Genomic DNA, 26,915 nt, shown 5'->3' with positions numbered 1-26,915 from the left:
CGGCCCCCGCCTTCGCCGGAACACGACACGAGTGCTACGCCGTCGGCCCGTTCAGCAACCGCGGGTCGGCGCGGAGCCGGTCGGTGATGAAATCCATGAACGCCTTGACTCGGCCAACATGGCGAAGGTCTGGGTGCGTCAGGAGCCAGAGCGTGGACTCAAAGCGCGGTTCAACGGGAAACAGCACTTCCACCGTGTTGCCACCCAGATCGCCTGGCAGCAGGGCCAACCCCACGCCCTGCTCAGTCAGCGCAATCATTGTCGAAAGTTCGGCCGCAAACGTCACGAATCGCGCGTCAGCAAACTGCCGGTGCAGCCACGTGAACACCGGGACCCGCTGAAAACTGCGATCGGCACCGATCAGCGCATGGTCGTTCAAATCAGCCATGCTTTTGGGCCGGCCAAACCGGCGCAGATATGCGGGGCTGCCCGCAACGACCCAGGACGAGCTGATCACTTTCCGGCCCACGAGATCTTCGGGCGGCCGGCTGGTCGCGCGCAGCGCGACATCGGCCTCGCGCCGGCTCAAATCGAAGTCGTTGTCGGCGCCTAGGATCGTGACCCGGATTCCGGGATAAAGCGTCATGAACTCGGGCAGATAGCGGGCCAGGTAGGCGGTGGCGAGCCCGATTGGGGTCGTGACTCGAAGGTCGCCACGCAGCGCGTAATCGTGGCCCGCCACCTTGCGCTCCACCCCATTGACGGCCGCCTCCACGGCTTCGGCTTCGGCGCGAATGGCCTCGCCCTCTGCCGTGAGCTGGTAGCCCTGCGGCAGCCGCTCGAACAGCCTCACCTTCAGGGCTTCTTCCAGTGCGTTCAGGCGCCGGAACACCGTGGAGTGATTGAGTCCGGTCTGGCGCGCCGCGGCGTTCAGCGAACCGCCGCGCGCAATTGCAAGAAAGATGCGCAGATCATTCCAGTCGAACATGCCAAATTCAGCCCGCGCGCCGACGCAGGAAGTTCAGCAGGTCGATCCGGGTGATCAAGCCGAGAAACGCATCGCCGTTGACCACAATCGCCACATGGCCGCGATCAAATACGGGCAACAAGGCCTCGATCGGCGTACGGACATCCAGCTTGTCGAGTTTGGTGACCATAGCGGTGGAGACCGGATCGCGGAACTTTGCCTCATTGCCGTAAACGTGCAGCAGCACATCCGATTCATCGATGATGCCGACAATGTGATCGCCTTCCATGACGGGCAATTGCGACACGTCGTAGAGCTTCATGCGCTGATAGGCAACGGTCAAGAGATCGGTCGGCGCCACCACCACGGTATCGCGGCGCGAATACGGACGATTGATCAGGTCGCGAAGATCGCCGAACGTTTCGCGCTCCAGAAAGCCCTGATCGAGCATCCAGTAGTCGTTGTACATCTTCGACAGATACTTGTTGCCGGTATCGCACACGAACGCGACCACGCGCTTTGCGCTGGTTTGCTCGCGGCAGTACTTCAGTGCCGCGGCCAGAATCGTGCCGCTCGACGAGCCGCCCAGAATGCCCTCACGGCGAAGCAACTCGCGACCCGCGAGGAAGCTCTCCTTGTCGCTGATCGCATAGGCCTTCTTGACGCGGCTGAAATCGCTGATCGACGGCAAAAAGTCCTCACCGATGCCCTCGACGAGCCAAGATCCGCTCTTCGTCGACAGCACTCCTTCATTGATGTACTGCGCGAGGATCGACCCGACCGGATCGGCAATCACGAGCTCCACATGGGGGGCCTCACGCGCAAAGAATCGCGAGAGGCCGGTCATGGTGCCAGACGAGCCGACGCCAAACACAATGGCGTCCATGTTTTGATCCATCTGCGCAAAGATCTCCGGAGCGGTGACTTCCTCGTGTGCGCGTGGGTTGTCCGGGTTGCCGAACTGATTGATGAAGTACGCGTTCGCGGTGGTACGGGCGATTTCGGCAGCGAGATCCTGGTAGTAATGCGGGTGCCCCTTGGCGACATCGGAGCGGGTCAGAATCACCTCGGCACCCATGGCCTTCAGGTTGAAGATCTTCTCGCGGCTCATCTTGTCGGGCACGACCAGAACCAGCTTGTAGCCCTTCTGTTGCGCAACGAGTGCGAGTCCGATTCCGGTATTGCCGGCAGTGCCTTCCACCAGTGTGTCGCCCGGCTTGATCTTGCCAGCCTTTTCGGCCGCCTCGATCATCGTGAGGCCAATGCGGTCCTTGATCGAGCCGCCTGGGTTTGTGGACTCCAGTTTCAGAAACAGCTCGCATGGACCGGTATCGAGGTTGTGGACACGGACCATCGGCGTGTTGCCGATCAATTGCAGCACATTGTCGATCACGGGCATGGGAATTTCCTGACGGGAAAAGGGTGGCAGTGTAGTTGCCGAGTTTCCCTCGCTGCAAATTGCGGGTCGGGAATGGCGACCTAGCGCGTTAACAGTCAGACGTCTTGCCGGAGCACCTTCAGGCGCGAACGGCTCTTGCCGAACCATTGGTTCGGGCCTGAAGGCCCTGTCATCAAGCCCACAATAGCCCATTGCTATGTTCAAAACTCACGTAGTTCGCAGGTGATGAACATGCTGATCGCAAGTAACCCTGTCTACATCCCGCCCCCGCGATCGCGGGGGCGGGCGCCATTCTCCCTCTCCCACGCGAGTGGGAGAGGGCTGGGAAGCGGGCTACTTGCCACACGGTGCCGTCGTGAAAATCGCGCATCGTCACTGACAGTTTGATGCGCGAATAAGCGCACCAAAGGGGCGGCTAGACTCCCACGCGAGTGGAAGCGAGCTGGGAAGCGGGCTACTGGCCACACAGTGCCGCCGTGACAATCGTGCATCGTCACCGACTGTTTGATGCGCGAAAAGCGCACCCACTGGCGGCCGTCCCGTCATGCGGTCGTCAAATGCCTCCCGAATCACGATTCCACAAAAACAAAACGGCCGCAGCAGATGCTGCGGCCGAATATCAATTGGGGAGGGAACGAAGGCGCTAAGACGGTCGCGTTGTCCAAAGTTGGGTCAATTTGTCCTTGGCCCAGAGTTTTTCCTTCTTCATCTTCACCAAGGTGACATCATCGATCGGCAGTACACCGATCTCGGCGTCGCGCACTTGCTTGTCGAGTTCGCGATGCTTCAAGTAGAGGGAGCGAAACTCCGAGCTGGCGGCCATCATCGCTTCGACTTCACGTTGCTGGTTTTCAAACATCCTGAAACCTCCTCTGTGCAATCAATAAAAAAGCCCGCAATCAGAGATCGCAGGCTTCGTCAAAAGTTTCCTATCAAACTGCTTGGCACCGCTCACCGACCGATACTCACTCCGATCCTCACCACTTGGCTGTGGTGCGTCGGCGTTGGCGCGTTGGAGATGTGCGACACTCATACTCGCAACCTCGACTCCTGCAGTCTGGTCGCCGGCAATCCGGCGGACAAGACTCACGCTACTCCGGTTTCTGGCGGCCTGCAAGCGCGAATTGCGCAGTTTTCAAATCGCTGCCGCCGCGCAAATCAGCAGCTTGAGCGAAGCCATTCAGCTGCTTCGAACAATCAAAGATTTAGCGCGCAATCCGGGCATCGGGTCTGAGCATTTTTGTGAAGATGGAGTTACCGTCTGCACCCGCGCGATCATTCTGGCGAACGGCGTCGGGCAGACCGCAAAGATGCCGCGCTGCGCTTCCGGACGCCTAGACGGCGCCCGGACCACCGATCACTGCTTGGCGAGCAGAATCACTTCGACACGGCGATTGCGGGCGCGCCCGTCGTCGCTGTCGTTCGTCGCAACCGGCACTGAGGCCCCGCGACCGATGGCGGTCAGACGCTCAGCTGCAACCCCGCGCTCAATCAATGCTTTGGACACGGCGTCGGCGCGCTGCTGGGACAACACTTGGTTCAGATTCGCGCTGCCACGGCCATCGGTATGGCCTTCGATCCGGATGCGTCGGGTTGGATCTTGGTTCACGAATTCGACGACCTTGTCCAGATTGGCGAGTGCATCCGGCAGCAGCTCGGACTGGCCTGGGTTGAAGACCGCTTCGCCGAGGGTCATCACCGAGCCGCGGCTTTCTTCCTTCGCCTTCAGAGACTGCATCTGAATGCGCAGACTGTCGGCTGCAGCTTGCGCGAGCTCGGCCTCGCGCTTGGCCAAACTGGCCTCCTGAGCCTGCGCATCGGCCAGACGGCGCGCCTGCTCGGCCTCTTTCTGTGCGGCATCGAGCGCCACTTGGGATTGTTCAGTTTCGGCGCGGGCCGCTTCGGCTTCTTGCAGCGCGCGCTCGACTTCTTCGGCCCGGGCCAACGACTGTACACGGAGCTTTTCGGCCTCGAGCCGCGACACTTCGGCATCGCGCCGGCTGGCCTCAACCAATATCTGATCGTGTTCACGTTGCAGATCGACCAGCTGGTTTTCGGCCGCCTGAGCCTGTGCGCTGGCCTTGGCGATATCGAGTCGACGCTCGGCGATATACGACAGGTGCTGACGGACCTCCGGGTCACGATCCTTCGTCTCGCTCATGCGGCGGAGGGACTCGCGAACGCGCGCTATTTCGCTACGGGCGAGGTCTGAGAGCGCCGTGTTTTCTTCGAACTGACGAAGCTGGGACGCAATCCGATCGTGCTCCAGATCACGCTTTGGGGTACTGGCGCAAGCGGCCAGCAGCAGGAGCGGCAGAGTGAGCAACAGTCGCTTCATGGCTGCTCTCCGCCCAGCAGATCGCGGCGCAAGGTCCGGTTCTCCTCGGTCCTCGTTTCGACCAACTCGCGCGCCTTTTGCAGGCGGCTTCGCGTGGCGGCCAGTTCGGCGTCTACCTCGGCTTCCAGCGCGAGCCGCCGGGCCAGTTTCATGTCTTTGTCCTCGACGGCGGCACGGGCGCGGACCAGTTTGTCCTCGGCGAAGCCACGTTCAACCGGGGCATAAACTTTTGCCTCACGTTCGTCGGCCACGCGGAGCGCCGCCTCGGCGTCAGCGAGCTCCTGCTCAGGTGGGAGCGCCTTCGCAAAGGCGCCGGCGCTGAGCAGGCATAGGCCGATCAGGGAATAGATTTTTTTGCTTCTAGCTGTCATAAACTCACGAAAATCGGCGGCGTCCGGTCGGCTATTCTCAAGTCGCGCTGGCCGCAATGCAATCGCAATGTAGAGGACCGAGGTCTGCATGGATATTGGCTACTTCCTTAAGCTCATGTCGGAAAAAGGAGCGTCCGACATGTTCCTGACCACCGGCGCGCCGGTGAACATCAAGGTGGAAGGTCGACTCTACCCCCTGGGCAACACCGGTTTGCCAGGTGGAATGGTAAAGAAAATTGCCTACTCTTTGATGGACGAGGGCATGGTGCCGGCATTTGAGCGTGATCTGGAAGCCAATATGGCCATCGCGATCAAGGACGCCGGCCGCTTCCGCGTGAATGTATTCAAGCAGCGCGGCGAAGTTGGCATGGTAATCCGTTCGATCAAGAGCGAAATCCCCAATTTTGAACAATTGAAGCTGCCGAACGTGCTGCGCGAGATCATCATGGAGCCGCGTGGTCTGGTGCTCGTCGTCGGTGCCACCGGTTCGGGCAAATCCACGTCGCTGGCGGCGATGATCGATTACCGCAACTCGAATTCGGCCGGTCACATTCTGACGATCGAAGACCCGATCGAGTTTCTGCATCGGCACAAGAAGTCGATCGTCAATCAGCGTGAAGTCGGGCTCGATACGCACACGTATCACAATGCCCTGAAGAACGCGATGCGCGAAGCGCCCGACGTGATCTTGATCGGCGAAATCCGCGACCAGGAAACGATGGAAGCAGCGATCCAGTTCTCCGAAACCGGGCACCTGTGCCTGGCGACACTGCACTCGAACAACGCCGACCAAACCCTTGAGCGCATCCTGAACTTCTTCCCGGAGTCGGCGCACAAGAACATCCTGATGAACCTGTCCTTGAATTTGAAGGCCGTCATTTCGCAGCGGCTGGTATTGGGAATCGATGGCAAGCGCCTGCCTGCTGTCGAAGTATTGATCAATACGCCGATGATTCGCGATCTGATGCGCCGCGGCCAAGTGCACGAAATCAAAGAGGCGATGGACCGCTCGCTGGAGTCGGGCATGCAGACCTTCGATCAATGCCTATTCAAGTTGTACAAGGAAGGCAAGTGCGAGTTGGAGGAAGTGCTCAGCAAGGCCGACTCACGTGATGGTCTGGCCCTGAAGATCCGCTTGGCCGAAGGCGGCGGCAGCTCGACCGAGCACGATCCTTACGATCCGAATGCGTTTTGAGTGTGGATACTCAGGTGCGGACTACCGCACCTTCGGCGGCATCGGAAACGGTGTGACTTTCTCACCGGACTCAGCATCCCGGATTTGGGCGCTACCGCGTTGAGCTACTTCTTCGATGCGCAGAATCGCCTGAATGGGCAGATGCAGCGCCTTGGTGTGTTGGAACTCTTCGCGCAGGCGGTCTTCAGCCGGGTCGATGATCAGCGATTCCTTCTGTTCCTCAAACACGATGTCGGCAACGGTGGTGAAGCCCCACAGTTCGGACGAATAGACATTGCGGGCGTAGAGTTCGTAACTTTTGCCGCCGGATAGAAACGTGATCTTGTAGAGTTTTTTGCCGCGCATGTCGGGATTCTCTTGTGGTGGCCCGTCGCCGACAAGCCTGATGCAACAGCGCTTGGATCATCCACGCGAACGACCAACGGTTGCCGTGCGGTTTGCCAAACGAAACACCCCGCCGAAGCGGGGTGTGGAATTGGAGCGGGTGATGGGAATCGAACCCACGCTAGTAGCTTGGGAAGCTACAGTTCTACCATTGAACTACACCCGCGATGGGCAACATTATGCGGGCTTCCAGGCCTTGGCTGCAAGCATCAGTACTGATCCGCGCATCTTAGCGTTCGCTTGGTTCAGCCCATCGTGAAGACATTCAGCTTGTTGCCGTCCAGATCGCGGAAGTAGCCGGCGTAAAAGCTATCGCCGCGCGGACCGGCGGCGCCTTCGTCCATGGCGCCGAGTTCGATTGCCTTCTGGTACAGACGATCGACCTTTTCCTTGCTGTCGACCACCAGGGCCACCATCGTGCCATTGCCCCAGGTTGCCGGGCGCTTGTCATAGGGCTTGATGATGCCGAGCGACGGTTTGTCGGGCGCGACCGCCCACGCGATGAATTGCTCGCCTTCCATCCAGCGCTTGGCGCCGATTTCGGCGAGCAGGGCATCGTAGAACGCCGCGGCGCGGGCGAGGTCATTGGTACCGACGGTGACGTATCCGATCATGGTGGGCTCCGGTGGGTGAAGCCGCAAGCATGCGATTGCCTATGGCGGCTCGCAAGTGCCGGTTGGCGGATAGATGTGTTGGTTCTCGTCGGCATCAGTTTGGTTGGAATTCTGGTCGCACCGGCTGGGCGCTAGTGCTTGCAGCAAACCTCTGTACCGGAGGCGCTGCGCCCCCGCCGTCATGCCAGCGAAACAGACTGCATGAAAACGCATCGATCAGCCCGAACGACTGAAAAGCGCACGACTATATTGGCGCCACAATAGTCGTCATCCTGGAAGCCGCGCAGCGGATTCCGGGATCCAGGGCGATCTTGCGGCGTGCGCGCAACGATGGCATTCGGCACGCTAGATCCTTATTTTGACGCAAGATTGCCCTGGATCCCGGCTGCGCCAGGATGACGACAATAGTGGCTGCCACCGCGAGGCGCGGCTGACGCCGACTGGGTGATCCTCAATGCTTGATGAGGTTTTAGCCTACTCGTGAAGCACCGGATTTCGAATTGAGTACACCAGCGTGGGGCGTTCTCACACGGTCCGTTTCGCTGGAATGAGGTTCCGGACAATGCCTCGAGTGACGTTCGATGAGCGGCATTTGGTTATGAATCGCGAGTCGGTCTTTCGTGGCAGAACCGGTGCTTCAGATGCTGGGAAGGTGTGGTTTCCCAGAGATCTCCAACCCACCTCTCGTCGCCCCGGACACGATCCGGGGGGAAGTTCTTTCGGTCACACGGATACTTCCGGCAACTAAGTGCAGGCCATTACGCGCTTTCGATCTTCGGCTGCCCGGCTTCAACAACATAGTGCTTGGCAGTGACGATATCGGAATCGCGTTCTTTCTCTGCCACCAGATTGCGGAGTTTGACGTCCATGCCGCGGGCCGTGATCTCCATCATCACGTAGCCACGCTTGGTGGTGTCGGCGAACAACGTGTCCGGGTTTTCCGGCAGACGCGCGTTGAAGCTGGCGACATCGGCCCAGCCCTCCGACGCGATCGACGTGCCGCAAAACTCAGGGGCCAAGATTGGCGATTTGAAATCATCCGAATCACGGCGGACATGCCCGATCGCGTAGGCATGAATATCGCCGCCGAGAATGGCCGGGTTCTTGAGCTGGCTCTGCTCCAGGTCTTTTAGCAAACGGGCACGGGCGATCGGGTAGCCGTCCCAGCCATCGGTGAAGCGCTTTCGGGCGGGCCCCGGGGCCGAATCGAAGCGCCCAAAGATCGTTTGCTGAGCGATTAGATTGAAACGTGCCGACGAGTCGTGAAAGCGCTCGCGGAGCCAGCGTTCCTGCTCGCCGCCGAGCATGGTCTGAGCTGGGTCAAGCACTGCCTTGCAGGACTCATCGACGTCAGCGGAGCCACCCCCCTTGCTTGGGCTGGGGCAGGGCTGCACGGTGCGGTATTGGCGGTTGTCGAGTAAGTAGATGCGCGCCAGATTGCCGAAATCGAGGTGCGTGTAGATCGCCATGTTCGGGCCACGCGGGACCATGCTGACCGGCATGGGCTGGTGTTCATAGAACGCCTGATAGGCGGCCGCCCGGCGCAACAGAAACGCCGGATCGAGACTCTCTGAGCGCCAATCGGCATAGTCGTTGTCGACTTCGTGATCGTCCCAGCAGTACGCAAACGGCACGAGCGCATGGTGGTTCTGCAAGTCGCTGTCGGTCTTGTACTGTGCGTGCCGGATGCGGTAATCGGTCAGTGAATAGGCCTCGGCGCCATGATGACGGCGCACGAGATTGCTGCCCCAGTTGCTCTCGTAGATGTAGTCGCCGAGAAACAGCATCAGATCGAGGTTCTCGGCTTGCAAGTGCCGATGCGCGCTGAACCAAGCCTGCTGATAGTGCTGGCAGGAGCCAAATGCCAGGCGCAGCTGCGCGGTGTTCTCGGTGACCGCTGGCAAAGTACGCGTGCGTCCGGTGCGGCTGACTTCGGAACCGCAGGTGAACCGGTAGAAGTACCAGCGCCCTGGCTTCAGGCCGTAGACATCAACATGGACGCTGTGCGCGAGCTCCGGTGCCGCGCGCGCAAGACCGCGCGCGACGACCTTGCTGAAACGCTCGTCTTCGGCCACTTCCCAATCCACATTGTAGAAGTTGAACTCCAGGCCGCCGTCGGCAGACAGCGGTTCGGAAGCCAAGCGCGTCCAGATCGAAAAGCCATCCGCGCGCGGATAGCCTGACGCCACACCCAGCGTGAACGGATGGCCCGTGAAGATCGGCACCGATTGGGCTCGCGCGCTGCCCAATGGGGCAAGTAGGCCGGCGAGGGCAAGACCCAGGCCGCCGCCCAGCACGGTGCGGCGATCCATGCCGCGATGGGCGCTCAGATAGGCATTCAGTGCACGTGTGTGATCCCGGTGATCCATGGTCGACCTCAGCTGGCGGTCTTCGGTTCGTCAGGTTGTTCGTCGCGGAGTTGGCCTTCCCATTTCGAAACGACCGCCGTGGCCACACTGTTGCCAACCACATTGGTCGCCGAGCGGCCCATGTCGAGGAAATGATCAACACCGAGGAGTAGCAGCAACCCTGCTTCTGGAATATTGAACTGCGCCAGTGTCGCGGCGATGACAACCAGCGACGCGCGTGGAACGCCGGCCATGCCTTTCGAGGTCACCATCAGGATCAGGAGCATGGTGGCCTGCTGGCTCCAGCTCAGCTCGATGCCATAGGCCTGCGCAATAAATACCGTGGCAAAGGTGCAGTACATCATCGAGCCGTCGAGGTTGAATGAATAGCCGAGCGGCAAGACAAATGATGCGACACGGTTGCTGCAGCCGAATTTCTCTAATTGCGCCAAAGTTTTTGGATAGGCCGATTCGCTGGAGGCGGTGGAAAACGCTAGCAGAATGGGTTCACGAATCAGGCTGAAAAGCCTTGCGGTGCGCTTTCTAATTACCAACGTGCAGGCGGCGAAAAGAATCAACCAAAGCAGCGCGATGCCAAGGTAGAACTCGACCATGAAGATTCCGTACTTCTGGAGAATGTCCGCTCCAAGTTTGGCAACGATATCGGTGACTGCAGCAAACACCGCAAACGGCGCGAACCACATGACCATCATTGTCACTTTCAACATGGCGTGACCAACGCTGTCGAGCACATCCACGACCGCTTTGGACTTTTCGCCGAGACTCGAACAGGCTAGGCCGAAGAAGATCGAGAACACAACAATCTGCAAGATCTCGTTCTTGGCCATCGCGTCCAGCAAGCTTGTTGGCACCAGATGGTTGACGAACTCGGTCAGACTCATGCTGGCCGCAGCAACGCCGCTGGCTGCATGCGTGTCATCAAGCGTAATCCCGACGCCCGGCTTCAACAGGTTGACTAGAACCAGACCCAGCAGCAGCGATATGAATGAGGCCGTGACGAACCAGACCATAGCCTTGAGTCCGACACGACCGACCGTCTGCATGTCGCCCATGCGTGCGATACCAACGACGAGCGTGGCGAACACCAACGGCGAGATGATCATCTTGATCAGGCGAAGGAATATCGTGGTCATCAAGCCCAGCCCCTGACCCAGCCCTGGCCCGTACCAACCATTCTTGTTCAGGATCAAGCCAGTCCCGATGCCAAGCACTAGGGCGACGATGATCCAGATCGTCAGACGACTACCACTTGAGGGCGCTGCTTGCTGGGAAGGGGCCATATTCACTCTCGCTAAAAGACCGGATTATGCCTGGATTGTCAGTGCGCGATAGCAGTCTTGGCCTGAGTCAGCAGTTGCTGCTGCGCTGCAGTTGGTTCGCGCTCAGCACTCTCCGCATCGGTCGCCATGCCAGACAGCACCTCCATCCAGCTATGGAGACCGCGTCGCTTCGGGTCGCCGTCCAATTGTGCCTGCAGCGCGGCGCGCTCTGTTTCGGCGGCCGCATCGGTCCGGCTCGCCAGCGCGCTCAGTGCGGCTTCCGTCTTGCCAATGCTGCTGGTCAGTTGTTTCAACACGGTGGCCAGTTCCAGGTTGAAATCGAGGATGTGCTGCAATTGCGCCGGCGCCAAGTTGAGGCGCGGATCGAGTTTGACCTCGAATGACTGACGCTCGGTTTTTCCAGCCAAGAGGAGTTCGACCGTATAGCGTCCAGGCAACGCAAGCGGACCTTCGGGCAGGGCCGAGGTCTCGACACCTGCGGTCGCGGCAATCGAATACTCGTAGGCGGTGGCCAACGGTCGCGGATGGCGCAGATTCCAGATCACGCGATGACTGCCACGTGTGTTGGGCAAGGCTTGCTCGGGCTTGCGATAAAGATCTGAGAAGTACTGCTCGGCGGGTACTGCTTCTGGGGTTGCCTCGCTGCTCCGTTCAAAGATGACGGTTCCGGCAGCATCCTTGACGCGGAGCGACAACGCGTCGCCAGACTCAGGCAGGTAGTACTCGATGATCGCGCCTGTCGGTGGGTTCTTGCCGAGTGGAATCTCGGCGGCGAGCGGCGTGTCCTTGTTCTGACTTTTGCGGAGGCGCCAGGTATCGGCGACCGGAAACAGCGTTGGCGATGTCGGAACCGATTGGGCCAAGGCACGAAGCCGCTCGACGTTGTCCAGAATCCACAGCGCACGGCCCTGGGTCGCAATGGCCAGATCATTGCCGACCACGCGCAGATCACGCACCCAGGCGACCGGCAGACTTTGTGCCAGCGGCTGCCAATGGGCGCCGTCGTCGAACGACACGTAGACACTGCGATCCGTGCCGGCATAGAGCAAACCTGGTTGCTTCACGTCGGCACGAATGACGGCGCTGAATTCGTTCTTCGGAATGCCGTCCGAGATGTTCGTCCAGGTCTTGCCGCCATCGCTGGTGCGAAGAAACATCGGTTCGAAGCGGTTCATCCGATGCAAATCGACCGCCACATAGGCGTGCTCGGCATTCAGTGGCGATGGGTCGATGCGCGCGACCAAACCCCATTCCGGCAGGATGCCAGGCGTCAGATTCTGCCATGTCTTGCCGCCATCGCGCGTGCGTTGAATCAGACCCGAATCCGTACCAACCCAGAGTTCGTCAGCGTTTAACGGCGATGGCGCGATGTTGAAAATCACGCCAAAGCCACAGGCCCGCGCACGGCTTTGCGGGAGATCGCCCTGGCACGTTTCGGCGGTCTCGCTGCGTCCCGTCAGATCAGCGCTGATCGGTTGCCACGTCGCGCCGCGATCCACGCTTCGATAGACGGATTGTGAGCCGAGATAGAGCGCGTGCGGCGCTACCGGCGAGATCGTCAGCGGCGTGATCCAACTAAAGCGCTGATCAATCGTGCGCGGATCGCGGCCATAGGTGTTGACCAGCAGCGGCGTGATGTTCTGCACGTCGCCCGTGCGGGCATCAAAGCGGCTCACGCGACCACCCAAGCCACTGCCGTACAGTACGTTTGGATCATCCGGGTCTGGCACCACGCAATCGCGCTCATCGGCGCCAGCGGGCATCCAGTCACGAAAACTGATCGCACCGAAATCCGAGCGGCTTTTGATCGCCACCGAGCCGTTGTCCTGCTGCCCGGCGAAGAGTCGATACGGAAACTGCTGATCGACGTGCAGACAGTAGAACTGGCCGGTGGGCTGGTTGTACCAGTCGCTCCAGCTCTGGCCACCATTCGTACTGACGATCGTGCCCTGGTCACTCGCGGCGATCATGCGCGACGGGGCGCTCGGGTCGATCCAGAGGTCGTGATAGTCATCGCCTCCGGGTGAGCCGCGGAAGATCGTCAGGGTCTTGCCAGCGTCCTTCGAGACTTTCATCGAGCGCCCCATGACGAACACTTGGTCGGGGTCGGTCGGGTGCGCGGTCACGCGCGCGAAGTAGCGGGTGGTCAGGCTCGGGTCGGCCTGCACCACTTGCCAATGCTGGCCGCCGTCATCCGAGCGGTACAGGCCGCCATGCACATTGTGATCGATCAGCGCGTAGACGCGCGTCTGGCCTTGCCAATGAGTGACACTAATGCCCACGCGCCCGAGTGGGCCGTCGGGCCACCCTTCGCCTTGCACGCGGGTCCAATGCTGCCCGCCGTCGGTACTGCGGTAGAGCCCGCTGCCTTCGCCATACATCGGCGTGAAGTAGCTCATCCACGGGTAGTTGCGGGCGGTCCAAGTCGCCGCAAACACGATATCTGGGTTGGTTGGGTCAGCCCCCAAATCGACCGCGCCGGATGCTGCGTCGAGCTTCAGGGTGTGCGTCCAATGGCGACCGCCATCGGTACTTCGATACACGCCGCGGTCTGGACTATCGGCGTAGTAGGGCCCAAGGGCTGCAACGAGCACCGTATCGGGCCGCTCTGGATGCACCCAGATTTCGCCGATATGTCGGGTATCGGTCAGGCCGAGGTGCTGCCAGTGTTGACCCGCGTCATCCGAGCGCCAGACACCATTGCCAGCGGCGACGTCGTAGCGCGCCTGCGGCTGGCCGGTCCCGACATAGAGCACCTTCGGATTGCTGTGTGCGACCGCCAGCGCGCCGATCGAGGGCGCGCCCTGATCAAAGATGGGCTGCCAGTTGTGGCCATAGTCCGAGCTCGTCCAGACACCGCCACCCGCAGCCCCGAAGTAATAGCGACCGGGTTCAGTCGGTACGCCCACTGCGACCGTGCTCCAGCCGGCCCGAAACGGCCCGATGAGGCGCCAATCGAGGTCATTGAGGGAGTCTTCCGGAACAGCGGCACCGACCAGGCTGCTGACCAGGGCGAGCGAGCAGAGCAATGTGCGCATGGTGACCTCGGAGCGAAACGGTCGCGCATGGATAGCAGGCTCGGCGCGGTTTGCCTACCGCTGGGCCGCGGAATTGGCGTGCGGATTCAAGCGCGAACAGGACGTGTCAGGGAGGCGCTGAACAAGTTCAGAGTCGATGCGGGTCTGACAGTCCAGGGCGGACCTACACAGATCCTGCTTAGCTGATTTCCGGTTCCGGCTTGGGCAGCGGTGCTTGTCGACGGAGCGTAATCAGCGCGACGCCGAGCAAGATGACTGCCATGCCAATCAAATCGAACGCATGAAATGATTCACTGAGGAATAGCACGCCAAAGATCACCGCCACGGGCGGATTGATGTAGGCGTAGCTGGTTGCCAATGCTGGCCGCGTATGGTGCAGCGCATAGGCGTAGGCACTGAGTCCGATGACGGAGCCGAACACCGCGAGATAGAGCAGGGCACTGACTGAGACCCAGTCGAGCCCCGGACGAATCCAGGTTTCGCCACGCAGCACGGTGACCAAGGCCATCATCGGCAAGGCGCAGACCATTTGCGTCGCCGACGCGGTGATGGGTTCGGGCAAATCCAGGCGCTTGCCAATGACCGAACCAAATGCCCAGCCGGCCGGTGCGAGCAGCAGCAGCAGCGCTGCCCAAGGATTCGCGCTCAGATCGCCGCCGAGGTTCAGCAGCAGGACGCCGATAAAACCGATGCCAAGTCCCAGCCAGTCGCCCCCTTGTGGCCACTTGCCAAATATGCCGGCAAACAGCGCTGCAAACAAGGGCATGCAGGCGACCGCAATGGCCGCAACACCTGACGAGACGCCGAGTTCCATGCCAACCGTGACGAGCCCATTGCCGATGACCAACAGAAAAAACGCAACAAGCGCGCAGTGGCGCCATTGGCGGGCCGTTGGCCAACGCGCCCCGTGCCACCAGAGCCATCCGCCGAGCAGGCTGGCAGCGACCATCAAGCGAAAGGTGGCGAGGGCGTATGGGGTAAAGCCGGGCAATGCCAGCTTCATGCCGAGGTAAGTCGAGCCCCAAACGATATAGAGCGTAAACAGGACCAGGACCAGCCGCCAATTTCGCTCGGCCGGAACCACGGCCGGGTCGGTCACTGCCACACTCATTGCGTCACTCAGCTTGGCCGGGTGGAATCGAACGGTCGCGGCCAGTCAAGGTCGTTCAGCGCGCGCGGCACGGTCGGGCGACGCACAACCTCAAACTCGCCTTCGAACACTTGCGGACCATGCACCGGCTTTGCGGGCGCGCGCCAGCGGCGGATCAGACGGAATGCAAACCAGCCGAGCAGCAGGCCGAGACCGACGAAGCTCGTGAACACGAAGGCGAGCAATACCACGCCGCCTATCACGACGAACTTCAGCAGACGAAACAGGGCGTCGAACAATGAAAACCCTTCCAGCGGACTGCGGTGTGACATGTTTGCTGCTCCTTCCTGGTGCCAGCGTGGTTGGGACGCCATCGGGTAAGCGTCCCATCTTTGGATCGTGGTGGCGGGTGCAAGTTCCGACATCGTGTCGGCTGGTTCCGCCAGATTGGTGAATCGCAAGTCGCCTCGGTCTTCCTGAATCGATTGTCGGTCCGGACCTCCGGCCGACTGGCGTTGCCTGCAATGCCACCAATATGATCCGCATTCTCTGACGAACTGACTGTGCGGTGATGAACGATTTGCAAACGAATGAAGGCGAATCGCAGGCAGGCTTATGCCCGGTGGCGATGATCCCCGATGGTGGTGTGCATGCAGTCATGGTGACTTTAAGCACGGGCCCCGTGTCCGTGCTGCTGACGCGGCTGGGCGAGCGCGTGCAGGCATTCCACAACGAGTGCCCGCATGCTGGGCGACGCCTGGATTGGGCGCCGAACCGGTTTTTGATGGAGCACGGGCACGTGATCTGTGCCTCCCATGGGGCGGCGTTCACGCTGGATACCGGGTTGTGCGTCGGTGGCCCCTGCCGTGGGCAGTCGCTGCATCCCTTCCCCGTCAAGGTCGTCGATGGTTGGGTGCGTCTGCTGCGGGATTGAGTGTGGCTAAGGCCCGCTAGGTTTTTGTTGGAGCGGCTTCAGCTGCGAAGCAATTTTGCGGCAAGGATGATTCGGGCCTGAAGGCCCTCTTACAAAGGGGAACCAGTCTTGCGGCCAGATTGATTCGGGCCTGAAGGCCCTCCCACAAAGGGGAACCAGTCTTGCGGCCAGATTGATTCGGGCCTGAAGGGCCTCCCACAAAGGGGAACCCGTCTTGCGGCAAGGTTGGTTCAAGCCTGAAGGCCCGCCCACAAAGGGGGACCCGTCTTGCGGCAAGGTCGATTCGAGCCTGAAGGCCCGCCCAAGCTCGGCGACGTGTTGCTATTGAGTTCTCACGAGGCGCCGGCGCATGGATTTCAAAGGCTGCGACAAGCGGCGGAAAGACTCCCGACCAGTGGTGCACGGAATTCACGCGATTGCGCGTAGGCCGCGTCAGATCAACGTTTGAGTGTGATCAAGCGCACATCGCGGCTTTCCGGAAGATTCAGCTTTGAATGCTAGACTCAAGGCCTGAATCTGATCCTTTCGAGCGCGTCGCAGGCCCCCCTGCCGCGACCGTTCAGAAGGGGTGCCAACGCCGACTCGCGTGTTCGGTCGGCGGTGGTGGCACAATACATCGAGCGCGTTTTTGGAGACGGTCATGCGGAGCCAGGTCGGTCATTACGAAGTGGTCTGTGAGCTGGGTCGAGGTGGGATGGGCGTGGTGTACAAGGGCTTCGAATCAGCCCTGAACCGCTATGTCGCCATCAAGACGCTGTCGGAATCGTTGTCGCACGACGAGAGCGTCAAAGAGCGCTTTCTGCGTGAGGCGCGGTCCATGGCGCAACTCAACGATGCGCATATCATCCAGATCTACTTCATCGGCGAAGATCAGAGCCAGCCGTTCTTCGCGATGGAGTTCGTGGAGGGCGAGTCGCTCTCGTCGTTCTTGAAGCGAGAGGTCAAACTCACGCCCGAACAGGCCGCCAAAGTGATCGTCCAGACCGCCAGTGGGCTGGCCGTGGCGCATGACAAGGGCGTGGTGCATCGTGATATCAAGCCCGCCAACCTGATGCTGACGACGCGCGGCAACATCAAGATTGCCGACTTTGGTATTGCGCTCGCGCAGCATGACTTCTCGAAGAAGCTCACGGCGACGGGCGAATTCGTCGGTACGCCTGGTTACCTGTCGCCAGAAGTCTGCCTGGGCAAGGTCGTGGACCTGCGCTCCGACATCTTTTCGCTTGGCATTGTGTTCTTCGAAATGCTGACCGGTCGGATGCCATTTACCGATGAATCGCCCCTGGGTCTGCTGCTCGAGGTGGTGCGGGCCGAAATCCCGGATGTCCGCGCGCTCAATGGCGAGGTAGACCCGGAAATCGCCCGCATTCTGACGAAAATGGTCGCCAAGGAACCCGAAAACCGGTACCAGGATTGTCACCAGTTGATCGAAGACCTGCAGCGGCACCCGCTGGTGGCGAAGGGTGGCCCGATCACGGCCAAAGCCAAGATTCCGACCGCCGCAGCGACGGTCGTTGCGGGCATGAAGACACCGGTGGAAGCCATGGCTGCGATGCCGTCCGCGCGGCCGTCGCCCGTGCCGGCTTCGCGGCCAACGCCAATGACCAATCCGCCGCTGCCCGAACCGCCGCCGCCAGCGTCGGTACGCCCATCGGTACTCGATCGGCCGCAAAAGTCGTCGTCGGCCTGGATCTGGCCAGTGGCCGCGATTCTCGTGCTGGGTTTGCTCGGTGGTGGTGCGTTTGGCGTCAAGCTCGTCTGGGATCGTTTTCAGGAGGCGCAACTTGCCGCCACGGGCAACACCGGTTCAAACGGCTTGCTGACGGGATTGACTGATGCCGGCAATGAGAATGCCGATACGACTGCCAACAACGGCACCGTCGGCGACGAACCGGGCACCGAGACGGATCCGTCTGCCGAGACCGGCGCCAACGACGGCATGCTGAAGCCTTCCGACATCATTGCCGATGGCAAGACCATGGCGGGCAATTCGGTCGCCGCAGAAGCGGGTTCCGAGCCGCCCGACGGCACTGATACGGCTCATACGGGTTATGCCGGCGCTGCTGAGGACGACGTGGAGTCGGACGAGTACGACGACACGGCGCCAGGCATCCAAGCGCTTGCTGAGCTCGCGGAGAAATCCGAGGGTCGCCGCGAACAGCGCATCGAGCAGGCTCAGGCCGCCATTGCGTCGGGTGAGCGCAATATCCCGCCGCGTGCTGCAGCGGCTGCGCTGCGTGCCGCCGCGATGCCGCCGGTTGCCAACGTCCCGCCGCGCATCCTGGTAATCGGCCTGGGTGATCGTGGCTTGGCGCTGGCTGCTGAGAAGGCGCTGGAGGATGCGCTCAATGAACGCGGATTCCTCGTCGCCGATGAAGAACTGATCGATGGCGTTGACCGCATCATCGAAAGCGGGCGCCCGGACATTCCGCGCTTGCTCGGAATTCTGGCGCGTGAGAATGGTGTTCGTGCGGTCACCATCATTCGCGCCGAAGAACTCGGCTCGACGCCGTTGACCTACTACGGCCAGACCGACACGCTGTACTCGGCCAACCTGACCATCAAGACGGTCGATGTCCGCACGAAACAGCCCGTCGGGCCGCAGCTCAGTCAGAAAGTCGATTTCACCAATCTGACGGCAAACGAAAAGGCCGAAGAGGCGGTGGCGGAAGGCATTGATCGTTACGTGGCCGCGATGGCTGCGTACCGACCCACTGGCAGCGGCGGTTGAGGGTAGGCAGCGTGCAGCGTTCGCTTGGGTTGCTCATGATGTTCGCGCTGGCAGGCTCTGCCAGCGCGATTTCGTTCCAGGAGTGCATTCTCGCCGACGGGAGCAAGATCTTTACCGATCAGCCCTGTCCAAAGAATGCGAAAGAGTTGCCGCGCTTTATTGCCGATCCCAAACCGCCACCGCCGCCACCGGCGGACCCGGTAGACACCGCCGCGCCACCCACGGAAGTTGCGAATACCGACGAAGAAACGCGCAAGAACGCGCCGCCGCCGGTGCCGAAACCGCGGAAACGCTATCGCTGCATTCGGCCGGAGGGGGGCGACTATGTTTCCAATACCACCCATGACGAAACCCGTTGGGTACCGCTCTGGAAGGTCGAGCGGCCGAATCTGATTCTGGATTCCGGAGGCGCCGACGTGCAGGCTGCAAAGCGTCCTCCGGTCGCATCGGCCAAGCCGAACCCGGAGAAAGCAGAGGCGTCTTCACGTCTCGTGCTTGTTCGCGATCAATGTCTGCTGGTGACGGGCAGCGAGCTCTGCACCATGATCCGCACTGAACGGCGGCAAGTGGAAGAGAAGCTCGCGGCTGCATCGGAGTCGCAGCGTCCGCAACTGGAGGCCGAAGGCAACCAGCTCGATCTTGAGTTTGTGGCGTCCTGCAAAACTCAGACACCCTGAGTGTTGAAGCGGCAAATCTCGGCTTGGCCAACTTGGCGTCATCGGGCGTTGCCCGCGCGGCCTAAAGCCGCGCTACGGCGCGCGTGTTGCATCAGAACCCGTAGGCCAGAAAACCACCGTCAACGGGCAACGTCACCCCGCTGATATAGCTCGAAGCCGGCAGACAGAGAAACGCAACAGCCGTCGCGACTTCATAGGCTTCGGCAACGCGACCAATCGGCGTGGCCGCCAGGACCTCCTCCAGGTAGTCGAGGTCGTTCAATGCCACTTGCGTGCGTTGGGTACGGGTGTACCAAGGCGACACCGCATTGACTCGGATGCCGTCCTCGCCCCATTCACAGGCGAGATTGCGCGTCATCTGGACGATGGCTGCTTTGGTCATGCCATACGCGACGCCCGTACGGACGTGCGTCATGCCAGAGACCGACGCCAGATTCACGATTGCAGGTTCCGGACTTTCAATCAGCAGCGGGTGGCAGAGCCGGCTCAACGCGAGCGCCGACTCGCAGTTCAACACGAAGAGTCGCTCCAACAGCGCATCGTCCACATCCAGCGCAGCCCGGCGCTCATTGCCGCCGACGTTGTTGATCAGATAATCAAGCGGCGTTTCGAGATCGTGGACCCAATCGATGAGCTCCAGGCGTTGCTCAGGCTCGGTCAGATCGGCAGCGAACGACGCCACACGCTGCTCGGAAAATCGGCGCGACAGTTCATGGGTCACCTCGTTCAATGCATCCTCATCACGGGCAACCAACAGCGTATCCGCGCCGAGGCTCAAGAATTCTTCGGCAATCGCCTTGCCAATGCCTTTGCTGGCACCGGTGATCAACGCGGTTCGTCCATCCATTCGCCAGCGCGAGGCATTCATGGGCTTCCTCCAAAGCAGGTCAGTATGCTGCCGATGGCGACCGGGCTTAAGATCCGCGGCCCGTCGGCAACGGTCGCGATTGTCACTCAGACGCCGAGAATTCGCAGCCCCGTAAACGATGGAATCGTTCAATGTGCGACGGACTTCGCGTGGCCTTGCATGGGCAAATCTGTCAGGCTCGTGCCAAGGTGCTGACGCGAGCGATCAGCGCATTGATTCCTTGCGAACGAAGGAGTGAGTTCATGAACCATGCCATGTGTCCTGCAATCAACCGATCGCTGCTTGGGCAAGCCAGTTTTGGTCGAATTAGTGTGTTGCTCTTTGTTTTGACGCTGGCCGCTTGCGCCGAATCACCGCCGCCACCCGAACCCACGACGGCCGCCAGAGACCCCAATGCGAACGCCTTGGAGGGCACGGTTTACGACACCCAAGGTAAGGCCCTGCGCAAAGCGAACGAGGTCGAACAACAGGTGCTGGACCAGGCTGCGGCGCAGCGCAAGGCCATCGACGAGGCGGGCGGCTGACTCGGATTCGCGCTCGAACGGTGGCGCCGGGGTGGCTCAACCGGCACCGCTGTTGGCATCAACTCAACGCGCGTTTCTTTGGCAAGTGGCTCATCAGGAACTCCATCTGGTCCGCCAGGATGTTCCGGTTCGACAGGATCAAGTGCTCGACCCAACTCGGCCGGTACGGTACGGCCAGCAGCGGCATATGCGCCTGCTGCGGCGTACGGCAGCCCTTGCGCACATTGCACGGCAGGCAGGCGGTGACCACGTTCTGCCAGATATCGCGACCGCCGCGGGAAATCGGGATCACGTGATCGCGAGTCAGTGCGGCCTTCTGAAAGTGGTTGCCGCAGTAGAGGCACGTGTAACGGTCGCGATTGAACAGGGCGGCATTCGTCAGTGCCGGCGCCGGTTCCTTTGCGCCCATGCGGCGCTGGCCTCGACTGGCAACGATCGGGTGCAACTGCAGCAGGCTTTGCTCGCCCGTGTTGCGATTATTGCCGCCATGCACGGTGAGGCAAGGCTCGCCGATGGTCCAGGCCACCGCATCGCGCACGTACAGGCAGGCAGCATCCTGCCAGGAAATCCAATCCAGAATTCGACCGTTCGCATCCAGCGACAGTATTCGGGTCGAATGAATATCAGCCGTCGTCCTTGGCGTCAGCAACATAGACCAACCTCCAGAAACCTACGATTGGGGCCGAGCATAGCCGCGGCCGGGGCCGAGAACCAGCCTGCCCGCGACATTGGTGTGCGCGCGTTGGGCGACTCGGCAGGGCGAGAAGGGCGTTTCCCTGTTGGCAACAAACTGTAGACCGAATCTGGATTTTTCAAGATGCAGCCCGTCGGTCGCTGACAAACGGCCCGGATTGGCAGATCGAAGACACGGGGCCTGATACGATTCAGGTTTGTCTTAAGGAGAACTCCATGTCTGATTTGCAGGCTCACATCCAAACCGCTCGCGGCACCATCAAAGTGCAGCTCACCCCCGATGAAACCCCGATTACGGTCGCCAATTTCGTCAATCTCGCTCAGCGCAAGTATTACGACGGCTTGACGTTTCACCGGGTCATTGCCGATTTCATGATTCAGGGCGGTTGCCCGTCTGGCACCGGCACCGGCGGCCCAGGTTACAACTTCGACGACGAAATCGTGCCGACGCTAAAGCACAGCGGCCCAGGCGTCTTGTCGATGGCCAACGCCGGCTCGCGCATGGGGCGCGGCACCAATGGCAGCCAATTCTTCATCACACATGTGGCAACGCCGTGGTTGGATGGCAAGCACACGGTGTTCGGCAAGGTCCTGGGTGCCGAAGACCAGGCCATCGTCAATGCCATCCGTGGCGGCGAGAAAATTGCGTCGATCACCATCCATGGCGACACCACCGCCTTGTTTGCCAAGACGGCAGCCAAGGTCAATGAGTGGAATCAGATTCTGAACGCCCGTGCCTGATTCCGCACGTTCTCCCGGTTCACTGTTTCGCGCCATGGCTGGCGAGGCCCTGGCGCTGGCACTGAATCGCTTGATCAGCCTCGATCCCGACTTGCCTGGCGAACTCGCCGGGCTCGCGGGGCGACGCTTCCAGTTGACCTGGGCGGGCCCGGAGTGGACGCTGCAGGCGCGCGTCGACAACGCGCAAATCCGGATCGAAAAGCCTACGAGCGAGCCCGAGCCGGATTTCAGCCTGCGTACGTCTTTGGCCGGACTCGCCGGGCTGCTCCGGCCCGAGGCAAAGGGCGTGCTGCCGGTCGGTAAGGTGCAGATCAGTGGCGACGCCGATTTGTTGCGGAGCCTGGAAACCCTGGCAAAGCGCTACCAGCCCGATCTGGAAGTGCGTTTTGCCGAGCGACTCGGGCCGGTGTTCGGGCCACAAGTCGCCCGCCTGCTGCAATCGGTATTCAACGCGTTTCGTGAGCAGGGTCGACAGGCGGTTCTGGCCAGCGCCGAATATGTCCTGTATGAAGGCGAATTGGTCCCGACGCGCGAGCTGCTCGAAGACTTTGCGGCCGATGTGGATCAACTTCGCGATGACGTCGAGCGTTTTGAAGCCCGTCTAGCCCGTTTGAGCCGCACATGATCAAGATGAGCCGTTCGGCGTTTCGGGTCATTGGCATTGGCCTGATCCTGACCCGCTATCGACTCGACGAGTTGCTGGACCTGCTTCCGGGTCTTGGCTGGCTGAAATGGTGCCGGGCGCTGATTCCCGGGCCTGCTGATTCCGAGACACTGAGTCGCGGTCATCGGCTCCGCCGGGCGCTGGAGGAACTGGGGCCGTTGTTCGTCAAGTTCGGGCAGATTCTGTCGACCCGGCGTGACCTGCTGCCCGCCGATGTGGCCGAGGCGTTGGCGTTGCTGCAAGATCGCGTCGCGCCGTTCTCGGGTGAAGAAGCCCGGACGATGATCGAGGCCGAGCTTGGCCGGCCAATCGGTGAGATCTTTGCGGATTTCGATTTGAAGCCGCTCGCGTCTGCATCGATTGCCCAAGTCCATGCGGCCACGTTGAAAGATGGCCAGGCGGTCGTGATCAAAGTCCTCCGACCGCGCGTTGAGCAGCGCATCCAGGCCGACCTCGGCCTGTTGAAGCGCGTCGCTGCGTTGGTTGATCGGCACGCTCCCAGTGCCGACAAATGGCAGCCCCTTGAAGTCGTTGCGGAGATCGAGCGCACGCTGGCCAGCGAGCTCGACCTGCAGCGCGAAGGGGCGAATCTCACGTATTTCGCCCGGCATTTCAAAGATTCGGACGATGTCCATGTGCCGGTGGTGCATTGGGACTACAGTTCCGAGCGGGTCCTGACGATGGAGCGGGTCAGCGGCATTCCGATTGGTGACTTGGCGGCACTCGACGCCGCCGGCATCGATCGTATCAAGCTGGCTGAAAAGGGCGTCCGGCTCTTTTACATCCAAGTATTCAAGCACAACTTTTTTCATGCCGATTCCCACCCAGGCAACATCTGGGTCGATCGCGCACACCCGGATGAACCGCGGTTCATCCTGCTCGACTTCGGGATCGTCGGGTCGCTGCCCGAGTTGGACCGACGCTATCTGGCCGAGAACTTTCGGGCCATGTTCAACAACGACTACCGACGCATCGCCGAGTTGCACCTGGAAGCCGGCTGGATGCCGGCCCATGTGCGCGTTGACGAGTTGGAAGCGGCGGTACGCAGTGTTTGTGAGCCGTACTTTACGAAGCCGATTGCCGAGATTTCGCTGGGTGAAGTGCTCGCCAAGATTTTCCGACTGGCGCATCGCTATGAGCTGACGATCCAGCCGCAGTTGCTATTGCTGCAAAAGACCTTGCTCAATATCGAGGGAGTTGGCCGGCAACTGCATCCGAAGCTTGACTTGTTTGCAGTCGCGAAGCCGGTGCTCGAAGAAATCATGCGCAAGGAATACGGACTGCAGTCGTTTATCGATGCATTCCAGAAGCGCCTGCCGGAGCTGGTCGAACAGGCACCCGAATTGCCGCGACTTTTCCATGAGTACCTAAACAACGCCGCGCGTGGCAACACGCGCATTGACATGCGCTCGGAAGAGATCGCGTCGTTGGTTGCGGAATCCCGAGAGATCCAGCGCCGCACTGTGTTTGCGGTGATCGGCTCGGGCTTGCTGGTGTCTTCAGCGCTGCTGTATGGCTTGGATGCCGAGGGCACCAAGTGGTTCGGCGTCAGCTTGCCGATTGTGGTGGCCTTCGTGGGCGCAGTTATTGCGTTCTTCGCGGCGTTGCATCGGCGTTCCCGGTAACAGAGCGGGGCCGATTCTGAAGCGCTGGCGAATTGGCGGCGCGACAATTTTTTTCGTGGCCGCCGCGCGTCCACTCGGCTCTGGGGCCCGCTGAATCGTTGCTCGGGCGCGATCGTCAGCCGAATTTGACTTGCATCAAATTTGCGCTTGACCCCGATCAAGTTGACGCCAATTCAAAGCGCGCATGATTGCCTCCAGAGCGAATCGCCCCGATTCGTAGCCGATGACAAACAAGGTATTGGAGACTCTCATGAAAAAGCTGACAAGTGTGTTGCTGCTGGCCCTCGTTACGCCCTCGCTCTGGGCCGCTGACGGCAATTGGCGTTTCACGGTAGGTGCGCACAATGTTGATCCGAAGTCGGACAACGGCAGCCTCGCCAATGGCGCGCTTGATGTAGACGTGGGCAACGCGTGGCGTCCGACGATCACGGGCGAATATCTCTTCAGCGACAACCTGGGTCTCGAAGTGCTCGCCGCGCTGCCGTTCAAGCACGATGTCAAGCTGAATGGCGCAGACGCTGGCGATGTGACCCATCTGCCGCCGACGGTCTCGCTGCAGTATCACTTCAATGCTGGTGAAAAGGTGTCGCCGTATCTCGGCCTCGGTCTGAACTTCACGTGGATCTACGATGAGAACAGCGATGGTCCGATCGATGGCACCGATTTGAGCCTCAGCAACAGCTTCGGTCTGGCGGCGCACGCTGGTATCGACTTCGCCATGCAGAACGATTGGTTCTTCGGCGTGGATGCACGCTGGATGGATATCGATGCCGATGTGTCCGTGGATGGAGCCGACGTTGGCACGGTCAACATTGACCCGCTGGTGTACGGTTTCTACTTCGGCAAGCGCTTCTGAGTGGTTGTTCTGGCTGCGGATTGACCAGCCCCCTGGTTGATCCGCGGCCTCCGATAGCGCATTGGTGCGATCGATCCGTGCAAGCATGATCGATCCGTACATCGGGACATGGATCAATTGCCGCCGCAATTGAGCCGCATACGTTGCCAATACGGTCGTGTTCCGGAAATCGCTCGAACAGAAATCTTGCCTTTCAAGCCCATGCCGCGGCGCTCGTCGTCGCCTGAGTGGCCACTACGCCTCAGCAATGGATCTTGCCTTGGCTCGGACGCCCCCAGATTTTCTTCAAGCCATTTCCGGAACGCGACCATAGAGCGCGCACTGCCGGAATCTCCCCTCGGCCATCCGGCAGTAAACCCAAGCAGCCGGGCAGATGTCCCTGCATCTGCTCGGCTGCGACTTATTCAAACCTGCTGCGGGGCACGCACTAGCAGCGCCCCAATCAGAACCATGTTCGTTGGACCCGCGTACGGGCACGGATGTTCCGACCGCGGCACAAAGCAAAAGGCCGGATCCTGGGATCCGGCCTTTTGTTCTTCTTCATCGGATGTTCTGTTGACATCCTAGGGCGATTTGGTGCCGGTGGAGGGACTCGAACCCACACTGTGTCACCACAAACGGATTTTGAGTCCGCCGCGTCTACCAATTCCGCCACACCGGCTGATGGGGGCCAGGCCGCAAGGGCCGGGCGAAGGATCATACAAAGCCTGATGGGATTGTCCAGCGCTTTTTTTGGCGGACCTGCGGGCGATCAACCCGCTTGAGCCAGAATCTGGGCCAGCGCGTCGGGGTTTTTCCAGTGCCAGCCGCAGATATAGCGTGGCCAATTCCATCTTGGGCTATCCATCGTCACCGGCTGGGCGCCGTCACCGACGGCAATGGCCAACCCCAACCGTTCGCCGTGATTCGGCAAGTAATCGTTGATCAGATAAGGCGGGATGTGGCCGAACGGATACGCGAACACTCGGGTCTTTGCCGGTGCAATCTCCTGATCGATCAACACGCGGGCGTTCGCGATCTGCGCTTCGGCCCGCTCGAAATTGTCTACCGCAAAAAAATCGCCGCGCGCCATGCCCGCCAGGCCGGGCTGTTTTACGGCCGCGTGATTGTGATCGAAGCTGTGGTTTTCGATGCCAATCAGACCCGACCGGATGGCCGAGTGCCACCAGATGTCGCGCATCCAGTCCTTCGAAAACAGGCAGCCCTGATCGATGTCTTGACGCGAGCTCCGATCGGCGATGACGAAGCACGTCAAATGCAGATTCGGTTGCGCGGCGCGGCCATACTCGGCATGAAAGTCGACCAGCACGTTGTAGAAACTGCGCTGGATGCCATGGTTCGGGAAGTCGAGATCGAAGTAGTCGAGGTCTGAGCCGTCATCGCACGTCAGCACGACGCAATCCTCCAGATCGCGGACCGCGGTGCCGTTCCAGGTGTCGATCACCCAATCCAGCGGCACGATGCGCTTGCCGAGTCGGGTCAGCAACCTGAGGTCCTGGGCCAGCGCCACGTGGTCGTTGCTGGCGTAGTCATTGCCGCTGATGTTCACAGCGTGATAGGTCAATATCGGAACGCGCACGATTTATTTGGTTTCGCTTGAGGTTTGTGACGAATTTC

General features: G+C 60.7%; 24 protein-coding genes and 2 tRNA genes. 9 read left to right on the top strand and 17 right to left on the bottom strand.

The features are described from left to right. Nucleotides 1–34: 34 nt before the first annotated feature. From C7S18_RS12980 to C7S18_RS12960, 5 genes are all read right to left on the bottom strand, one after another. Nucleotides 35–928 carry a LysR family transcriptional regulator gene (locus C7S18_RS12980; RefSeq protein ID WP_106891975.1) on the bottom strand — a complete coding sequence of 298 codons (894 nt, stop codon included), beginning with the start codon at nucleotides 926–928 and terminating at the stop codon, nucleotides 35–37. A gap of 7 nt (nucleotides 929–935) precedes the next feature. Beyond that, nucleotides 936–2,306, bottom strand: a complete 1,371-nt coding sequence (locus C7S18_RS12975) for a pyridoxal-phosphate dependent enzyme (protein WP_106891974.1) — start codon at nucleotides 2,304–2,306, stop codon at nucleotides 936–938. Nucleotides 2,307–2,949: 643 nt separating this feature from the next. Next, nucleotides 2,950–3,165 carry an HP1242/YdcH family protein gene (locus tag C7S18_RS12970; RefSeq protein WP_106891973.1) on the bottom strand — a complete coding sequence of 72 codons (216 nt, stop codon included), beginning with the start codon at nucleotides 3,163–3,165 and terminating at the stop codon, nucleotides 2,950–2,952. A 498-nt stretch (nucleotides 3,166–3,663) separates the two neighbouring features. Continuing rightward, the gene (locus C7S18_RS12965; RefSeq protein WP_106891972.1) at nucleotides 3,664–4,644 is read right to left on the bottom strand and encodes an OmpA family protein; all 981 of its coding nucleotides are present in this window, start codon (nucleotides 4,642–4,644) and stop codon (nucleotides 3,664–3,666) included. Further along, on the bottom strand, nucleotides 4,641–5,105 hold the full coding sequence (locus C7S18_RS12960; protein WP_106891971.1) for a DUF4398 domain-containing protein: 465 nt from the start codon (nucleotides 5,103–5,105) through the stop codon (nucleotides 4,641–4,643). The genes C7S18_RS12965 and C7S18_RS12960 overlap by 4 nt, the downstream gene beginning before the upstream one ends. On the opposite strand from C7S18_RS12960, the gene C7S18_RS12955 reads away from it, so the two are divergent. Further along, the gene (locus C7S18_RS12955) at nucleotides 5,104–6,210 is read left to right on the top strand and encodes a PilT/PilU family type 4a pilus ATPase (RefSeq protein ID WP_106891970.1); all 1,107 of its coding nucleotides are present in this window, start codon (nucleotides 5,104–5,106) and stop codon (nucleotides 6,208–6,210) included. The genes C7S18_RS12960 and C7S18_RS12955 overlap by 2 nt on opposite strands. Nucleotides 6,211–6,231: 21 nt before the next feature. On the opposite strand, the gene C7S18_RS12950 is transcribed toward C7S18_RS12955, so the two are convergent. The 8 genes from C7S18_RS12950 to C7S18_RS12915 form a co-directional block, all read right to left on the bottom strand. Then, nucleotides 6,232–6,555 carry a DUF1820 family protein gene (locus C7S18_RS12950; protein WP_106891969.1) on the bottom strand — a complete coding sequence of 108 codons (324 nt, stop codon included), beginning with the start codon at nucleotides 6,553–6,555 and terminating at the stop codon, nucleotides 6,232–6,234. A gap of 131 nt (nucleotides 6,556–6,686) precedes the next feature. Continuing rightward, a tRNA-Gly gene (locus tag C7S18_RS12945) sits at nucleotides 6,687–6,760 on the bottom strand. A 79-nt stretch (nucleotides 6,761–6,839) separates the two neighbouring features. Beyond that, the gene (locus C7S18_RS12940; RefSeq protein ID WP_106891968.1) at nucleotides 6,840–7,208 is read right to left on the bottom strand and encodes a VOC family protein; all 369 of its coding nucleotides are present in this window, start codon (nucleotides 7,206–7,208) and stop codon (nucleotides 6,840–6,842) included. A 758-nt stretch (nucleotides 7,209–7,966) separates the two neighbouring features. Further along, on the bottom strand, nucleotides 7,967–9,577 hold the full coding sequence (locus C7S18_RS12935; protein ID WP_106891967.1) for an alkaline phosphatase D family protein: 1,611 nt from the start codon (nucleotides 9,575–9,577) through the stop codon (nucleotides 7,967–7,969). 8 nt (nucleotides 9,578–9,585) lie between these two features. After that, nucleotides 9,586–10,857 (bottom strand): dicarboxylate/amino acid:cation symporter, encoded by a 1,272-nt coding sequence (locus tag C7S18_RS12930; RefSeq protein WP_106891966.1) that lies wholly within the window; start codon nucleotides 10,855–10,857, stop codon nucleotides 9,586–9,588. Nucleotides 10,858–10,895: 38 nt separating this feature from the next. Continuing rightward, a complete protein-coding gene (locus C7S18_RS12925; RefSeq protein ID WP_106891965.1) occupies nucleotides 10,896–13,895 on the bottom strand; it encodes a WD40/YVTN/BNR-like repeat-containing protein in 3,000 nt (999 codons plus the stop codon). Between the two features lie 178 nt (nucleotides 13,896–14,073). Continuing rightward, nucleotides 14,074–15,006: a drug/metabolite exporter YedA gene (gene yedA, locus C7S18_RS12920; RefSeq protein ID WP_106891964.1), complete on the bottom strand. Its 933-nt coding sequence runs from the start codon at nucleotides 15,004–15,006 to the stop codon at nucleotides 14,074–14,076. Nucleotides 15,007–15,014: 8 nt separating this feature from the next. Beyond that, nucleotides 15,015–15,317, bottom strand: a complete 303-nt coding sequence (locus tag C7S18_RS12915; protein ID WP_146151910.1) for a hypothetical protein — start codon at nucleotides 15,315–15,317, stop codon at nucleotides 15,015–15,017. A 239-nt stretch (nucleotides 15,318–15,556) separates the two neighbouring features. Here C7S18_RS12915 and C7S18_RS12910 point away from each other — a divergent pair, with 239 nt between their 5' ends. The 3 genes from C7S18_RS12910 to C7S18_RS12900 all read left to right on the top strand — a co-directional run bounded on the left by C7S18_RS12910 (nucleotide 15,557) and on the right by C7S18_RS12900 (nucleotide 19,327). Then, the gene (locus tag C7S18_RS12910) at nucleotides 15,557–15,919 is read left to right on the top strand and encodes a Rieske (2Fe-2S) protein (RefSeq protein ID WP_106891962.1); all 363 of its coding nucleotides are present in this window, start codon (nucleotides 15,557–15,559) and stop codon (nucleotides 15,917–15,919) included. Between the two features lie 640 nt (nucleotides 15,920–16,559). Continuing rightward, nucleotides 16,560–18,650 carry a serine/threonine-protein kinase gene (locus C7S18_RS12905; protein ID WP_106891961.1) on the top strand — a complete coding sequence of 697 codons (2,091 nt, stop codon included), beginning with the start codon at nucleotides 16,560–16,562 and terminating at the stop codon, nucleotides 18,648–18,650. An 11-nt stretch (nucleotides 18,651–18,661) separates the two neighbouring features. Further along, complete coding sequence (locus tag C7S18_RS12900) at nucleotides 18,662–19,327, top strand: hypothetical protein (protein ID WP_146151909.1); 666 nt, start codon at nucleotides 18,662–18,664, stop codon at nucleotides 19,325–19,327. A 91-nt stretch (nucleotides 19,328–19,418) separates the two neighbouring features. Here the strand turns inward: C7S18_RS12900 and C7S18_RS12895 are convergent, their stop codons facing one another. Beyond that, the gene (locus C7S18_RS12895; protein WP_106891959.1) at nucleotides 19,419–20,195 is read right to left on the bottom strand and encodes an SDR family oxidoreductase; all 777 of its coding nucleotides are present in this window, start codon (nucleotides 20,193–20,195) and stop codon (nucleotides 19,419–19,421) included. 242 nt (nucleotides 20,196–20,437) lie between these two features. On the opposite strand from C7S18_RS12895, the gene C7S18_RS24210 reads away from it, so the two are divergent. Continuing rightward, complete coding sequence (locus tag C7S18_RS24210; RefSeq protein WP_206207900.1) at nucleotides 20,438–20,719, top strand: hypothetical protein; 282 nt, start codon at nucleotides 20,438–20,440, stop codon at nucleotides 20,717–20,719. A gap of 58 nt (nucleotides 20,720–20,777) precedes the next feature. On the opposite strand, the gene C7S18_RS12885 is transcribed toward C7S18_RS24210, so the two are convergent. Beyond that, complete coding sequence (locus tag C7S18_RS12885; RefSeq protein ID WP_106891957.1) at nucleotides 20,778–21,371, bottom strand: HNH endonuclease; 594 nt, start codon at nucleotides 21,369–21,371, stop codon at nucleotides 20,778–20,780. Between the two features lie 257 nt (nucleotides 21,372–21,628). Between C7S18_RS12885 and C7S18_RS12880 the strand changes: the two genes are divergently transcribed. The 4 genes from C7S18_RS12880 (at nucleotide 21,629) to C7S18_RS12865 (ending at nucleotide 25,298) form a co-directional block, all read left to right on the top strand. Further along, a complete protein-coding gene (locus C7S18_RS12880; protein ID WP_106891956.1) occupies nucleotides 21,629–22,153 on the top strand; it encodes a peptidylprolyl isomerase in 525 nt (174 codons plus the stop codon). Between the two features lie 34 nt (nucleotides 22,154–22,187). Next, nucleotides 22,188–22,778 carry a ubiquinone biosynthesis accessory factor UbiJ gene (locus C7S18_RS12875; protein ID WP_106891955.1) on the top strand — a complete coding sequence of 197 codons (591 nt, stop codon included), beginning with the start codon at nucleotides 22,188–22,190 and terminating at the stop codon, nucleotides 22,776–22,778. Between the two features lie 5 nt (nucleotides 22,779–22,783). Further along, nucleotides 22,784–24,442 (top strand): ubiquinone biosynthesis regulatory protein kinase UbiB, encoded by a 1,659-nt coding sequence (gene ubiB / locus C7S18_RS12870; RefSeq protein ID WP_106894018.1) that lies wholly within the window; start codon nucleotides 22,784–22,786, stop codon nucleotides 24,440–24,442. A 250-nt stretch (nucleotides 24,443–24,692) separates the two neighbouring features. Then, nucleotides 24,693–25,298: an OmpW/AlkL family protein gene (locus C7S18_RS12865; RefSeq protein WP_106891954.1), complete on the top strand. Its 606-nt coding sequence runs from the start codon at nucleotides 24,693–24,695 to the stop codon at nucleotides 25,296–25,298. Between the two features lie 574 nt (nucleotides 25,299–25,872). On the opposite strand, the gene C7S18_RS12860 is transcribed toward C7S18_RS12865, so the two are convergent. Together C7S18_RS12860 and C7S18_RS12855 are read right to left on the bottom strand one after the other, a co-directional pair. Beyond that, a tRNA-Leu gene (locus C7S18_RS12860) sits at nucleotides 25,873–25,959 on the bottom strand. A 90-nt stretch (nucleotides 25,960–26,049) separates the two neighbouring features. Beyond that, entirely contained in the window at nucleotides 26,050–26,877 is an 828-nt protein-coding gene (locus C7S18_RS12855) for a polysaccharide deacetylase family protein (RefSeq protein ID WP_170113256.1), read from the bottom strand. Nucleotides 26,878–26,915 lie beyond the last annotated feature (38 nt).

The organism is Ahniella affigens (assembly GCF_003015185.1).
Classification (GTDB): Bacteria; Pseudomonadota; Gammaproteobacteria; order Xanthomonadales; family Ahniellaceae; genus Ahniella; species Ahniella affigens.
Note: the sequence above shows the minus strand (reverse complement) of the source record. Positions and strands in the feature narration are given on the sequence as shown.

Bases quoted from the DNA above. Each gene is read 5' to 3' on its own strand.
- C7S18_RS12980 (WP_106891975.1), bottom strand. From the start codon at position 928: ATGTTCGACTGGAATGATCTGCGCATCTTTCTTGCAATTGCGCGCGGC.
- C7S18_RS12975 (WP_106891974.1), bottom strand. From the start codon at position 2,306: ATGCCCGTGATCGACAATGTGCTGCAATTGATCGGCAACACGCCGATG.
- C7S18_RS12970 (WP_106891973.1), bottom strand. From the start codon at position 3,165: ATGTTTGAAAACCAGCAACGTGAAGTCGAAGCGATGATGGCCGCCAGC.
- C7S18_RS12965 (WP_106891972.1), bottom strand. From the start codon at position 4,644: ATGAAGCGACTGTTGCTCACTCTGCCGCTCCTGCTGCTGGCCGCTTGC.
- C7S18_RS12955 (WP_106891970.1), top strand. From the start codon at position 5,104: ATGGATATTGGCTACTTCCTTAAGCTCATGTCGGAAAAAGGAGCGTCC.
- C7S18_RS12960 (WP_106891971.1), bottom strand. From the start codon at position 5,105: ATGCAGACCTCGGTCCTCTACATTGCGATTGCATTGCGGCCAGCGCGA.
- C7S18_RS12950 (WP_106891969.1), bottom strand. From the start codon at position 6,555: ATGCGCGGCAAAAAACTCTACAAGATCACGTTTCTATCCGGCGGCAAA.
- C7S18_RS12940 (WP_106891968.1), bottom strand. From the start codon at position 7,208: ATGATCGGATACGTCACCGTCGGTACCAATGACCTCGCCCGCGCCGCG.
- C7S18_RS12935 (WP_106891967.1), bottom strand. From the start codon at position 9,577: ATGGATCACCGGGATCACACACGTGCACTGAATGCCTATCTGAGCGCC.
- C7S18_RS12930 (WP_106891966.1), bottom strand. From the start codon at position 10,857: ATGGCCCCTTCCCAGCAAGCAGCGCCCTCAAGTGGTAGTCGTCTGACG.
- C7S18_RS12925 (WP_106891965.1), bottom strand. From the start codon at position 13,895: ATGCGCACATTGCTCTGCTCGCTCGCCCTGGTCAGCAGCCTGGTCGGT.
- yedA (WP_106891964.1), bottom strand. From the start codon at position 15,006: ATGAGTGTGGCAGTGACCGACCCGGCCGTGGTTCCGGCCGAGCGAAAT.
- C7S18_RS12915 (WP_146151910.1), bottom strand. From the start codon at position 15,317: ATGTCACACCGCAGTCCGCTGGAAGGGTTTTCATTGTTCGACGCCCTG.
- C7S18_RS12910 (WP_106891962.1), top strand. From the start codon at position 15,557: ATGAACGATTTGCAAACGAATGAAGGCGAATCGCAGGCAGGCTTATGC.
- C7S18_RS12905 (WP_106891961.1), top strand. From the start codon at position 16,560: ATGCGGAGCCAGGTCGGTCATTACGAAGTGGTCTGTGAGCTGGGTCGA.
- C7S18_RS12895 (WP_106891959.1), bottom strand. From the start codon at position 20,195: ATGAATGCCTCGCGCTGGCGAATGGATGGACGAACCGCGTTGATCACC.
- C7S18_RS24210 (WP_206207900.1), top strand. From the start codon at position 20,438: ATGAACCATGCCATGTGTCCTGCAATCAACCGATCGCTGCTTGGGCAA.
- C7S18_RS12885 (WP_106891957.1), bottom strand. From the start codon at position 21,371: ATGTTGCTGACGCCAAGGACGACGGCTGATATTCATTCGACCCGAATA.
- C7S18_RS12880 (WP_106891956.1), top strand. From the start codon at position 21,629: ATGTCTGATTTGCAGGCTCACATCCAAACCGCTCGCGGCACCATCAAA.
- C7S18_RS12875 (WP_106891955.1), top strand. From the start codon at position 22,188: ATGGCTGGCGAGGCCCTGGCGCTGGCACTGAATCGCTTGATCAGCCTC.
- ubiB (WP_106894018.1), top strand. From the start codon at position 22,784: ATGAGCCGTTCGGCGTTTCGGGTCATTGGCATTGGCCTGATCCTGACC.
- C7S18_RS12865 (WP_106891954.1), top strand. From the start codon at position 24,693: ATGAAAAAGCTGACAAGTGTGTTGCTGCTGGCCCTCGTTACGCCCTCG.